The organism is Paenibacillus sp. ALJ109b (genome assembly GCF_010747435.1).
Classification (GTDB): Bacteria; Bacillota; Bacilli; order Paenibacillales; family Paenibacillaceae; genus Paenibacillus; species Paenibacillus taichungensis.
Map to the genome: position 1 here is coordinate 144,274 of NZ_JAAIFP010000011.1, position 13,749 is coordinate 158,022.

Consider the following 13,749-nt stretch of genomic DNA (forward strand, 5'->3'; position numbering starts at 1 on the left):
GATAAGTGTCGATTCATGTAAAAATAGCATAGTATACATACGTTCTTTTTGATGGAGGGATCAGGGTGTATTGTCACGTATGTGGGACCAAAAGCAATCCAGGGGACAGCACATGTAGAAAGTGTAGAACGAAATTAAAAGATTCAAGCTCTACAGATGAACAGATTTGGGCAGAAACAGCAGTTGGTCTGGAAAGTGGATCAGGAGAAGCATTAGATCAGTTATCCAGACAGCAGCAGTCTGCACCGAAGCAGAGCAACACGGCACAAGGCCGAGCATTTAGCTGGATTATTCCACTGCTTCTGGCAGCGGTGATGGGGGCCTTGTTGACTTATTATTACAAACAGGAGATAGGGATCAATGCGGAGGTAAAATCACTGCATCAACAGGCGGAGCAGGCGGCCTTAGACGGTAAATATCAAGAGGCGCTTCAACTTCTGGATTCGGCTCTTGTGAAACGGCCCAATGTTGATGGACTTGTGAAGGATCGCCAAATTACAGCCAAGGCCTTCAATCTGATGAATCAGCTGAACGAAGCTGCGACAAGCTTGAAAACGGGGAAACTTGCTGCTGGTGACAAGACACTTCAGGCTGTAGCAAAAGTGTTGAAAGAGCGAGAAGAACCGGTATTTGCCAAGGTGCGTACGACTCTAAACAACAACAAGGTGACACTGGCTGTCCTGAAGGTGAAGAAAGAAATCGATAGTTTGACAACCGTACAGGCACTTGCTGAGAAATTGGACACGGTATCGAAATTGAAAGGCAAGGAAGCAGAGGCGGTTCAGAAACAAATTATCGATAAGCTGGCTGGACTTAGCTATAAACAAGCTGAACAGCAAGTGAAGAAAAAGGATTTTACGGCTGCATTGCAAACCGTTGATCAGGGACTGTCCTACGCGCCCGAGGATGACAAACTGACAGCATATCGCGAAAGGGTGCTGAGCGAGAAGAAGGCTTTTGAAAAAGCAGAAGCTGAACGAATTCAACTTGCTGAGCAACAAGCGGCAGAAGAAGACCTGAAAAACCGCACAGCAGCGGTGAGCATTGTAGACGTAGAAGCGACGCTTGATATGTATGGCGACCTGTATATTAGCGGCTCAATCGTGAATAATGCCACTCGGCCTATCTCTTCCGTGACGGTTATGTTGGACATCTACAGCTCAGACGGGGCATATCTCGGTCAAACCTATGCGGATGTGTACCCGAGCTGGCTGGATGTAGGGGATCAGGGATTTTTTGAAACGTATTATTACGGTGTGTACGAGGAAGCTGAAGTTTCTGTAGTGAACGCAACGTGGTATCTGGAATAGGAGGACAGGTTGGAATGGCCAAACGAACATGGAGTACGATTATATCCAGTGCAATCATTATTGGAGCAGGAGCAGGAGGGGTGTTCTGGATTCATCAGTATTCAGCAGATCAACTGCAGGATGGACCAAGACTGGCTGTTGTCACTACGAAGGAAACGGCAACTACAGCGTCTAAACCGTCCTCCCAGACAACCGTGAAGAAAACACGTAAACAGATTATTGAAGAGAGTCAGAAGAAAGTGGTTACGATTGAGAGCAGCAGCGGACTGGGTTCTGGTTTTCTCTACAATGATCAGGGGGATGTGGTAACCAATGCTCACGTGGTGGAGGGCTCGAAAGAAGTAACGATTCGAACCCTGAATCATGAGGAGTATAAGGGAACCGTTATCGGGATTGGAGAAGAGACGGATGTCGCTGTCGTCAGGGTGCCTGATTTGAAAAAAGTTAACCCGCTGCCTATCGCCAAATCCAAAGCGGAGACGGGAGATGAGATTCTCGCTCTGGGCAGTCCGCTAGGTCTGGAGAACACCGTAACTACAGGCATTATCAGCGGTGTTGGTCGCAGCTTCGAAATTGCCCCGTATATCTATAGTAATCTGTATCAAATCTCGGCGCCCATTACACACGGCAATAGTGGTGGCCCACTGATCAGTGCGGACACCGGTGAAGTATTGGGCATTAATTCAGCCGTTGTGGAGCAGGAAGGCGGAATCGGGTTCAGCATTCCGATCACCAGCGTATTGAAGCAGGTCCAGGCCTGGTCTGAGAAACCATCATCTAAAACGGCGGTTCAGACGAGTGGCAGTCAGGGAGCGGGAGCAGACTCAGCTTCTTTGGAAGCGGAGGGTCTGGTGACCGAATTTTATATGAACCTGAATCTGAATGACTATGTTACCGCCTATGCCTTGCTTGGCAGTGAGTGGCAGAGCGGTATAAGTTATGCCAAGTTCCGTGAAGGTTACATCAACACCAGTTATGTTACCATCGCCGAAGTTTCGTCCTCGGATAAGTCAAATGATGAAATAGAGGTCACTGCGGTTATTACAGCGGATGAACGAAAAGATGGTGAATTGGTCACCACGAAATATAAAGTTACGTATCAAGTCGGTTATGAAAATGGACAACTGAAAATACTTCATGGCCAAGGGAAAAAAGTGAAATAAAGTTGTGGAGGGAGAATGGGCGCCAAGCCGATTCTCCTTTTTGATTGCTTAAGTTTGATGGTTCTGTTAAAATACAGAACGAACGTTCAGTATGCAAGAGGTGGAGTGAAATGTATGAGTATGAATAAAAAGCAAATTCAAACCGAGCAGACCAAGAAGAAACTTGCGGATGCCTCAAGAGCTCTTTTTGTGCAAAAAGGGTATAAAGCAACTTCCATTGAAGATATTGTGACTGCGACAGGCAGCAGCAAAGGCAATATCTATTACCATTTTAAAAGTAAAGAAGGCCTCTTTCTGTATCTGATTGATGAGTGGGACCGGGAATGGGAAGAAAATTGGGCGGCCAAGGAACATCTGTATCATACTTCTACGGAGAAGATCTACGGCTTGGCAGAACAATTAATCCTCGACGATATGAATCACCCGCTAACCAAGGCGGCAGATGAGTTCTTTACGGGGGAAAAGAAAGAAAATGATATTGAAGAACGAATAGCTTTGATGTTTGAGCGGCATATTCAATTTAACAAACAATTGGTGGAACAGGGGATAGAGAGCGGAGAGTTCAAGGCGGACAACGCTGACAATCTTGCTCTCATTCTGGAAAGTACCATTATTGGACTTAGTCAGCTGTCGCGCGGAATGGAGCCAGAACAGGCTCTTGCCTTGTACCGCCAAGCGGCTAGCGTATTCTTGTATGGAATAGCAAAAGATAAAGCTTAAGGCAACATTTTGACAACTACGGAGGATGGAATCATGGCATTACTTACACGGAACAGGGGCGCATTGCTGCTGTTAATGTTTAATATTTTTCTCGTTTTTACAGGTATAGGTCTTGTGGTACCTATTATGCCTGCGTACATGGATCTACTGCATATCACCGGGTTCACGGTTGGTTTGCTGGTAGCAGCATTCTCCTTCACTCAGTTTCTATTTTCTCCAGTTGCGGGCCGTTGGTCTGACATCTTGGGACGTAAAAAAATTATTGTTGGCGGGATGTTAATCTTTGCTGTATCGGAGTTTATGTTTGGTGCTGTGAATGCACCATCGCTGCTCTTTGCAGCCCGGATGCTTGGAGGGATCGGTGCAGCGATGATCTTCCCAGCAGTAATGGCCTATACCGCAGATATTACGACAGAAGAAGAACGCGGTAAAGGCATGGGATTAATCAATGCCGCAATTACTACAGGATTTATCATTGGTCCGGGGATCGGCGGATATATCGCTGACTTTGGTATTCGGATTCCTTTCTATGCCGCAGGTATTGCGGGTTTGCTGGCATCTATCATTACGTTGATTATTTTGCCGGAATCGACCAGAATTACCGGAGAGCAAACCAAACCTGTTGCGGGTGCACCGAAGGTCAAAAGCCCGGGTATGGTTTCCCAGTTGCTGCATTCGTACCGGGAGCCTTACTTTTTCAGCTTGATTATCGTGTTTGTTATGGCATTTGGTCTGGCGAACTATGAGACGGTATTTTCACTGTTTGTGGATCACAAATTTGGCTTCACCACCAAGGATATTGCATTCATTATTACGTTTGGTTCCATTGCGGGAGCCGTGGTGCAGGTCTCACTGATTGGCTGGCTGTTAAACCGGTTTGGTGAGAAAAAAGTCATTTCGGTCTGCTTGCTTTTTGTAGCTGTATTTGTACTGTTAACCTTGTTTGTGAACACCTACTGGATGATTCTTGTCGTAACGTTTATCGTTTTCCTTGGTATGGATATATTGCGTCCGGCAATCAGTACGCAGATGTCCAAACTGGCGGAAGAACAGCAAGGCTTTGTGGCCGGATTGAACTCAGCCTACACAAGTTTGGGGAATATCGCAGGTCCCATTGTAGCGGGAGCATTGTTTGATGTGAATATCAACTATCCTTACGTTTCAGCAGCTTTTGTTCTGGCAATCTGTTTCCTATTATCTCTGCGGGTGTTAAGAGGAGTTAACTCCACAGGCAACGCCAAAGCAGAAATGTAATCCTGATTTGAATAAGAATGCGTGAGTGAACCAACACAAAAAGCCAGTCGGCTACACATGAACCATGTGTAACCGACTGGCTTTTTAATTTACAGTATTAACGGACTTCTCCATTGGTTTCAATCAGTTTTTGATACCAGTGGAAGCTCTGTTTGCGGATACGTCTTAATTCCTTGATATCGAATTCTTCCCGATCCACGTAGATGAATCCATAACGTTTGCTTGATCCTTGATGTGTGCTGACCAGGTCAATCGCAGACCAAGGGCAGAAGCCGAATACATCTACACCGTCTGTAATAGCCAGTTGAATTTGTTCGATATGTTTATTGAAAAACTCGATGCGGTAAGGGTCGTTGACCACGTCGCCTTCCTCCAGTTTATCAAATGCACCCAGACCATTCTCGGTAACGATCAATGGCAGATGATAACGGGAGTAGATCTGACGAAGGGTAGAGCGGAAGCCGACCGGATCAATTTCCCAACCAAACTCCGTTTTTTGCAGGTTCGGATTCACAGATCCTCTATATGCGCCCGGTTCTCCTACGATTTCGTGCTGATCTCCTGTATGAGAGAAGTCATTACCATCATTCAGACTTTCACCGACGGTTTGGGAAGTATAGTAGTTGAACGCAATAAAGTCAGGGTCTCCTTGAGCCAGGATATCCATGTCTCCATCTTCAATGACAGGGGTATATCCTTTTTCTTCGAGATAACTCCAGGCAATATGATTGTAGCGTCCATATACCGCCATATCGAGATATAGCCAGTTGCGAATGGCAGCATAGTTATCAGCAGCGAGCGTATCTTCAGGTTTGGAGCTCGCGGGATAGATAACACCGATATTGGGAGCCGGGCCGATTTTGGCTTCAGGAAGCATCTCATGACACAGGACCATGGCTTTGGCTTGAGCGACCAGCATGTGGTGATTTTGCTGATACAGTGTTTTTTGCGGATCAACAAGCGTTGTATCCAGTGTACCCAGAGAGCCAGGATGTAGGATCAGCATATTTTGTTCGTTGATGGTCAGCCAATATTTGACCCGGTCACCGTAGTTCCCATAAAGTGTTTTGGCATATTGTTCAAAGGCATCTATCGTTGCGCGGTTGGACCAGCCCCCTTTTTCTTCAAGCGCATAAGGAAGATCAAAGTGATACATGGTCACGATGGGCTCAATGCCATATTTAATCAACTCATCAATCAAGGAATCATAAAATGCCAGACCCTTTGGATTTACTTCACCTGCGCCTTGCGGATAGATGCGAGTCCAGGCGATGGAGAAACGGTAAGCTTTGAAGCCCATTTCGGCCATCAGGGCCACATCTTCTTTGTACATATGATAGTGATCACTGGTTACCTTGAAGTCGGTTACGCCTTCCACATGATTGCCCATGTCGATGACAGAAGGGCCTTTGCCATCTTCATTCCAGGCTCCCTCAATTTGATAGGCAGAGGTTGAACCTCCCCAGAAGAAATCTTTAGGAAATGGTTTAAGTTGAGTATGCTTCATTGTTAGTTCCTCCTAAATTGAATACATATGATATAAGTTGAGTTAGACAACCAAAGTCAACAGGACATCGTTTTTCTGTACGTGCTCTTGAGTCGTTTCGAATACATCCACTTCCTGCTGCGTAAGAGTAACAATGACAGGAGTCACCGTTTCGTATCCGGCCTCTTTAATTTTATCGATTTCAAATTGGATCAACAGATCGCCTTGTCTAACGATATCGCCTTCCTGAACGACAGGATTGAAATGTTTTCCCTTCAGCGCCACCGTGTTAATACCAATGTGAATCAAAATCTCGGTACCTGCGTTGGTCGTTAATCCAATGGCATGTCCAGTTGGGAAGAGTGAAGTTACAACGCCATCCACGGGAGCGACGACTTCACCAATCTCAGGAACAATCGCCAATCCTTTACCCATGGCACCTGTTGAGAAAGCAGGGTCGTTAATGGTGCTTAAGGCTACAGCTTTACCTGTAAGAGGACTATAAATTTGTTCCTTTTTGATTTCAGTTGTTTTTGCCTCAGGTACGACAGGAAGTTCTTCCGGTGTACTTTCAGTCGATGTATTGGAAACAGATTCATTTTTGTCGGAAGCTGTGTCTTTGCTTTTGCTTTCATATCCGAACATCACGGTTAATACCGCTGCTACAGCAAAGGAGCAGGCGATCGCAATCACGTATACAACCGTTGGTGTATAGACAGGAATGGCAAATATATTGTGGAACACATAAGCAGTCATTTTAACACCGAAGTGACCATTAATGGCACCGCCGATCGCACCTGCAATGACAACGATAGGAATCACTCGTTTATAACGCAAGATCAGACCGTATACGATCGGTTCAGTGACACCTGCAAGTAAACCGGTGAGGCTGGTGGAGCCTGCAAGGGTTCTCAGGGTTTTGTTCTTTTTGGCTTTCAGGAAAATACCAAATGCTACACCAATTTGTGCAAACACGGCTGCAGCAGCCATAGCTTCAATTGGATCGCCGCCAACCCCGATATTCTGAATCGTGATTGGTGTGAAGCCCCAGTGGAGTCCGAAGACAACCATGAAGGTCATGAATCCACCCAGTACAATTCCTGACAAAATACCGCTGACGCCAATAAGCCAAGTTACGCCGGAGGAAATCCAGTCACCTACCGTGGTGCCAAATGGTCCGAAGGCCATTGCGGACAAAGGAACCATAATCATCAGTGCAATCATTGGTACCAGGAACAATTGCAGATCTTTCAAAATGATTTTCTTCAGTAGTTTGTCAAGTACAGCGTAGATGCTGATCGATATGAAGATCGGGAACACGCTGGCTGAATAATTCATCATGACAACCGGTATGCCGAGGAACGATACATCCGAGCCTTTATCCATCAGTCCGGTGAAGTTCGGCTCCATCAGAGCGGCACCAATTACACCGGCTACATAAGGATTGGCTTTCAGTTTCATACCAAGTGTGATACCGAGGAAGATAGGTAAGAAATAAAAGACTGCGTTGCCGGCAGCAGATAGAATCAGGTACGTGTCACTTGTATCAGACATCCATCCAAGCATGGTCAGGACAGTCAGCAAAGCTTTTAACATACCTGATCCTGCCATGGCCGGGATTAACGGTGAGAAACTTCCGGATATAATTTCAAAGACTTTGGATAATACTGAGGTTTTTTCTCCTGTGGACTCAGCGGATGAGGAAGAATCTCCTCCAAAATCTCTGTTCTTCATGATCTCTGCATATACATGAGCCACATTGCTGCCAATGACGACCTGGAATTGTCCACCGCTTTCGACAACGGTAATGATCCCATCGTGTTTCTCGAGCGTTTCTCGTTCTGCCTTTTTCGAATCCTTCAGATCGAATCTCAGCCGGGTTGCACAGTGGACAAGCCCGTTAATATTGGCTTCTCCGCCGACGAGGCGAACGATGTCATCCCCCATTTTTTTATGATCCATGTTCATTCTCCTTTGTTGTTAAGATTGCCTGAAAACAAAAAAATACCTAAACGAATGGCTATGATCATCGGAAAAATGACCCGTTGCCAATCATTTAGGTATCGCCTGCTTTACCAGTAACAATCCTTGTCGTTAAGTTGTGAGACCTACTATAAATGACGCCGAAATCGTTTGCAAGCTTTTTTTATTCAGCGTCCAGCATTTCGTTACGTGAAGTGACACGGTGGATGTGGATCGTCAAATACACTTTTTCATCAATGGACATGGCGCTTTCAAACTTCTCTTCAAGGTATTGATTAATCAATTGTGTACACTGAAAAGCCTTGGCATATTTGTCTTTAACCTGCTCATACAGGAAGTTATCACCCGATGCAAATTGCTCTTGTTCATTACTCAGCATTCTTTGTACAAAGTATTGCAGATGGGTAATAAACCGGGAATAATTAAATGAATTTTCATCCAGGGCAATGTGGTAATGATTGGTGACAATGTTGAAAATATCATCAATAACCTCGGTAATTTCAACCGTTTGTTTCATACCCTGACCATCTTGCCGGGCGTTGACAAAGTGCATGGCAATAAAGCTGGCCTCATGCTCATCCATTTGGATGCCGAATTGTTCCTGAATCAGATTCACGGCATTCATGCCAATCCAAAATTCCTTTTTGTAAAATTTCTTGATTTGCCATAAAAGGGAATTCTTCAGCCCGACGGATTTACGGTACCGGGTAATGGCAAACTGAATATGATCGATCAATGATATATAGATATTATCACTAAAAATATCGCCCATTTCCTTTTTGGCATAGCCTACAATTTCGTCAGCCAATTTTAAATATTCAACCGATGTTTCACCGATCAGGTCAATCAATTTTTGCGGTATTTTATCCGATTTCAGCACAAAGGTTTTCTCGATTTTATCCTCATCCACGGGCTGTCCATTCTTCTTCTTGAAGCCCAGACCGTTGCCGATGACAACAAACTCTTGGCCTACCTGATTCTCGGCGCGAATGACGTTGTTGTTGAAAATCTGTCGGATGATCATGTATGTGTTCACCTCAATAGCTCGTAATAATAACAAAAAACCCAAACAAAGGCTTATTAGACAGCCTTTTGTTTGGGTATCGCCTGCTTACCAGTAACAATCCCGAAGAAGACACAGCTTCCTCTTTCAATTATGTCCACTATACCGCTTTCATAACAGAATAACAATACAATGATTTATGGAAATGAACGTAAAGACGTCAATTTTTGTTATAATAAGAAAGCTGGAAGTGAAGAAGATGGGCTGGGTTGCATAATAAGTTACCGAGGACGGTCATTTTTAAGCATATACAGGATTATTGGAGTGATAACATGAGCAAAGCAAAAGGAAAAGGTGGCACCGGCCGTGGTACTGGCAAAAAGGGCTGGAACCGTTGGCAAGCCGCCGCTAACCGGGCGAAAAGTGCCCCGAAGCCTTATAAAAGTAAAGGTACAAAGAATAAAACCGATGCTGAAACGCCAAGTGACAAGTCCGTGTAAATGGGCACGAGATAAGTTGGAGAAGAGATCTGACCTGAAACAGGGCAGATCTCTTTTTTTGGTTTGATGCGTTAAAAAAATTATGCTTAACAGAGCCTAATAAGTGATATCCAAATTGCCGATATAAATGGTAAATTACCCCTGTGTAGTGTCGACATACTACCTAGAACAAAGGAGATTTGTCATTGTCCAATAAAAGAATGATACTCACAATTAATCTGTTTATGGTTGTTACGCTTACTGCGTGCAGTTCTTCGTCTGGTATTCCCAATACTCCTGCGGTCTCCAAATCCATTTCTTCGGAAAAGACGGTTAATGAAACACCTGTAACAATGTTTTCTAAGAACAAGGAAGTGGAGATAACCCTCTCTTCGGATTGGAAGGTTTCAACAGAACTTACTAATCCATCACTATTGAAGTTAGCGACAGTGGATCGAACGAAGTCCATCCGAATCGACCGAGTGAACCGGGCAGACTACTTACCGGATACGTCATTGACTGATTACATGGCAATCCACAAGAAAAATATTGAATCCACACAAGGCCCAAAGAGAAAGAAAGATGAGATCATCAGAACCAGCAATCTAACTATTGATAAAAAGGAGGCTTACGTAAAAGAAGGAAGAACCAGTTATGAGAGGAATCAATTCGGGTACATTACAGCATACCTAGAAAGTAACCACCATTTTTATATCATTACATATACATCGATGTATGAATTTACGTTAGCAGACCGGGAATTTTTCGAAAAAATGTCTCAACAATTTCGGATATTGAATGATGAACCATCAGACCTTGTCCTTTCATCGACGGATCTTACATCGCATCTGGGGAAATATTCTCAATTCCAGATCAGTACTCCATCTAATTGGGAAGTTCAAAATTTTGAATTACGGGGTTCAGATCTGGATATCTCTCTGGAGGCAAACAATGATTACATGTCGATATATCTCGAACCAAAGGAAGAATCTGATTCCGATCTAACGTTAGAGGAGTATGGACGTTATGTCGCTGAAACGTATGCTGATCCAGAGAACTCCATTCTCGTTCCAGAACGCACGTCTGTTGAAATCAATGGTTTGAAGGGGATTCAGATGGAAGGGTACCAAGTTGTAAATAAACGTAAGATTGTCCAGCTACACACCATTTTAGAAGCTCAGGATCATTTTGTAGAGATCGTGTTCTATACGGGTGAGGGTCGATATGATCGGGTAAAGAATGAGTATCAGAGATATACAAGTACCTACAAGGAAAATAAAAGGTGAAGTTATAAAGGTATAAGAGATCTGCCCACCCGATATCTGGATAAGATCTCTTAAATCTGTAATACAGTCTATTATATAGCAGCTTGAATGAAAGAAGATGACTCCGAAACTTCAAGTGACAAGTCCGTTTAAATGGGCACGAGATAGAGTAGAGAAGGGAATTGACCTGAATACAGGGATGGTCTCTTTTTTATTTTATCGCAAGCGCATCATATTAAACGAATAACAAAAAAAACCAAGACGCAGAGGTACCCTCAAGCATCTTGGTTTTTTGTTATTAACGTTCTTATTGTTTACTTGGTATTCAGCTCTAGTTGGCCCTTACTTTAAAGAAGGAGATCAGTTCTTGCAATTGGCCCGATACAGCCGAGAGTTCATCAGAGGCTGCAACAATGGAAGCCATGGATGATTCCTGTTCGGCAATGGATTGCTCAATCTGTTTGCTGCTATGTGCTGCTTTGCTGACGCTCGCAGACAACTCATCCGCAGTAGCGGACATTTCCTGTGTGCTGGCGGATATTTCTTCGGTGGAGCTGGAGATATCCTGAATTTGGTTAGCGACTTTGTTCGTAGCTGTCAGAATATCTTCAAAGAATTGCCCCGTCTCCATAGTGACCTGAGATCCCTTCTCCACTTCTTGGGAGCCAAGCTGCATGGCTTCGGCAGATTGAAGGATATCGCGCTGAATGCCGTCAATTAAGGTACGGATTTGTTTGGCAGAATCCTGGGACTGTTCAGCGAGTTTGCGTACTTCCCCTGCAACCACCGCGAACCCTTTTCCTTCCTCACCAACACGAGCCGCCTCAATGGAAGCATTCAGGGCGAGCAAATTAGTCTGATCTGCAATTTGCGTAATCATATTTACGATGCTGCTAATTTCGTTGGAGCGGCTTTCCAAAGACTGTATCGATTCCGACGTGTGCTTCACAGCACCGGAGATCAGTCTCATCTGCTCAACCACTTGTTGCATAATCTCATGGCCTGAATTGGAGCGTTGTTCCATACTTAATGCTTCATCCGCTACATCTGCAGAACTGCTGGCAATTGTCTGCACAACGGTAGACATTTCTGTCATTGCTCGTGCACTTTCCACGCTCGCCTGATCTTGGGAGCGAAGGCCGTGAGAGATGTCCCGGATATTGCTGCTGATCATCTGGATATTATCATTATTTTTCTCGGAAATATCTAATAATTTCTTGGATGAGTCAGAGAGGTGATAGGATGTCGTTTGGACTTTGAACATCGTGTCATTGAATCGCTGAATCATCGTATTGAATTTTTCATTGATAATTCCCAGATCATCCCGGCCGGTTTGGATGGTTACATCCAGATTGCCTGCGCTTGCAGTCTCAATCCCCTTCATAAGGTCACGGATTGGCTTAAGTGTTTTCTTCAATAGGATATACTGCAGTACCATAAACAGGATCAGGAAACCGATAAGGAAAATACTACTGTATGTAATCAGCTTATGAAGTCCTTTTGGAACTGCGTTTGCATCAACGTCGAAGTAAAGTGCGGCGTACATTTTTCCTTCGGCATTTTTAATAGGGTACATAATCGTAGTCCAAGTACCGTATTCGTCCGTATAAAAGCTGCTTAATGCAGGTTCCTCGTCGTTTTTCATACCTTCAAGAGCTATAACATTCTTCTGTGGTAATGGATACATTGAACCTGCTGCCATATTGCTTTCTTCAAAAGGCCCTAACAAATTAGTAGGAATCGCAATGATGGACGTTTGATTTCCTTCCTTCAGTTCAGTGCCGAAGATATAGGCTTGTGCAATATTAGGATATAGCTCGTGGATGGAATCCAGGTAATCTCTTAATTCTTTCTGAACAGGTCCAGAGTAACTTTTCTCTTTTACTGCTTCAAGTACTTTGTCTGTATCCAGATCATCAAACCATTTCTGTGTTGTAACTTCAGCCTGCTCGTACAATTGTTGACTCAAAATATTCTTTTGCAGTTGATATCCCGCAGTAATCAGAATAACCCCAATCAACATAATGCTGCCGAATGAAATAACGAGATTTTTAGCAAAGAAGGGAAGAGTACTCCATCTTATCTTATCTAACAACATAGTTCACTCCTTTTTCTAATTGTGACCATCTGGATGCGTGTTCGCTCTACGTATGGTACTTTGTATCCATGTGATATATCGTAATAGGGTCAGACTAATGTTAGTTTTTGAATGAAAATGATGCTTTAGTACCAAGGTTTTCAGAATTTTTCTCATTACTTTCATTATTGTGTTCATTATTAAAAAATGCGCAAATTCATAAGGGGAATTTCATTAAAGATTGTGGAAATTAAATGCCTGAAAGAATAGGGCCCCTTCATTTTAAAAAGTGAATTGTGCCTAACATGTATATACATAAAGGAAAGAGGGATTTATGCGGAAATAAAGATATGCGCATATATGAAATACATTAATACGCAAAAATGACTCTAAACGAGGCTTTACGAATATCGGAAAGATCACTGAACGATATCCTATTACTGTAATGAAAGACAGCAGTATATAGATGAAGCTAACTTAATAAGTAATGACACTAATGAAGAAAAGTTTTCTCGGCACTACGAAACAAACTGTTCATTAGAGCTTAGGCGTTAGGATTACAACCAATATAGGCTGTCCCATAAAACTCAAAGAGCGGTTCTGTAGATTCCGTTAGCTTAACAACTGCTGGAGTGCATTTATAATTAGGAGAGTAGATCAACTCAATGTAGTGAATATAATTAATTTTATATTATGGGTTGTAATTAGTATTAGAACATGATATATTATTAATCCGGCTAAGAAAACACGAGAAACACGGTGCGGCAAGCGAACGAAATAAGCTTCGAAAGAAACTTAAAAAAAGAGCTTGCAAAGTTGGTTCGGACATGATAATATATAAGAGTTGCTGAAGAAAACAACGACGGCAACATAAACAAGTTTGATCTTTGAAAACTGAACAACGAGTGAGTAACGATCTTGCTTGCAAGATCGACGCTGAGAAGTTGGTACACGTCTTCGGACTGTATGATTTCGAAGCGAAATAAATGAGATTTTTAATCTCGTCAGT

The 13,749-nt window shown here is 43.4% G+C and carries 10 protein-coding genes; 6 read left to right on the forward strand and 4 right to left on the reverse strand.

What is annotated here, in order from left to right:
- Positions 1–65 precede the first annotated feature (65 nt).
- The 4 genes from G3352_RS31575 (at position 66) to G3352_RS13725 (ending at position 4,447) form a co-directional block, all read left to right on the forward strand.
- Entirely contained in the window at positions 66–1,310 is a 1,245-nt protein-coding gene (locus G3352_RS31575; protein ID WP_163757254.1) for an FxLYD domain-containing protein, read from the forward strand.
- A gap of 14 nt (positions 1,311–1,324) precedes the next feature.
- Entirely contained in the window at positions 1,325–2,473 is a 1,149-nt protein-coding gene (locus tag G3352_RS13715; protein ID WP_163757256.1) for a trypsin-like peptidase domain-containing protein, read from the forward strand.
- Between the two features lie 120 nt (positions 2,474–2,593).
- On the forward strand, positions 2,594–3,193 hold the full coding sequence (locus tag G3352_RS13720) for a TetR/AcrR family transcriptional regulator (RefSeq protein WP_113055696.1): 600 nt from the start codon (positions 2,594–2,596) through the stop codon (positions 3,191–3,193).
- 33 nt (positions 3,194–3,226) lie between these two features.
- Entirely contained in the window at positions 3,227–4,447 is a 1,221-nt protein-coding gene (locus G3352_RS13725) for an MFS transporter (protein WP_076291675.1), read from the forward strand.
- 97 nt (positions 4,448–4,544) lie between these two features.
- Here G3352_RS13725 and G3352_RS13730 read toward each other — a convergent pair whose 3' ends face one another.
- From G3352_RS13730 to licT, 3 genes are all read right to left on the reverse strand, one after another.
- The gene (locus G3352_RS13730) at positions 4,545–5,954 is read right to left on the reverse strand and encodes a glycoside hydrolase family 1 protein (RefSeq protein WP_163757258.1); all 1,410 of its coding nucleotides are present in this window, start codon (positions 5,952–5,954) and stop codon (positions 4,545–4,547) included.
- A gap of 42 nt (positions 5,955–5,996) precedes the next feature.
- On the reverse strand, positions 5,997–7,895 hold the full coding sequence (locus tag G3352_RS13735) for a beta-glucoside-specific PTS transporter subunit IIABC (RefSeq protein ID WP_163757260.1): 1,899 nt from the start codon (positions 7,893–7,895) through the stop codon (positions 5,997–5,999).
- 184 nt (positions 7,896–8,079) lie between these two features.
- A complete protein-coding gene (gene licT / locus G3352_RS13740; protein ID WP_076291678.1) occupies positions 8,080–8,940 on the reverse strand; it encodes a BglG family transcription antiterminator LicT in 861 nt (286 codons plus the stop codon).
- 311 nt (positions 8,941–9,251) lie between these two features.
- Here licT and G3352_RS13745 point away from each other — a divergent pair, with 311 nt between their 5' ends.
- Entirely contained in the window at positions 9,252–9,419 is a 168-nt protein-coding gene (locus G3352_RS13745) for a DUF3934 family protein (protein WP_064642109.1), read from the forward strand.
- Positions 9,420–9,604: 185 nt separating this feature from the next.
- The gene (locus tag G3352_RS13750; RefSeq protein ID WP_163757262.1) at positions 9,605–10,684 is read left to right on the forward strand and encodes a hypothetical protein; all 1,080 of its coding nucleotides are present in this window, start codon (positions 9,605–9,607) and stop codon (positions 10,682–10,684) included.
- A 310-nt stretch (positions 10,685–10,994) separates the two neighbouring features.
- Here the strand turns inward: G3352_RS13750 and G3352_RS13755 are convergent, their stop codons facing one another.
- Positions 10,995–12,761, reverse strand: a complete 1,767-nt coding sequence (locus G3352_RS13755; protein WP_163757264.1) for a methyl-accepting chemotaxis protein — start codon at positions 12,759–12,761, stop codon at positions 10,995–10,997.
- Positions 12,762–13,749: the final 988 nt, after the last annotated feature.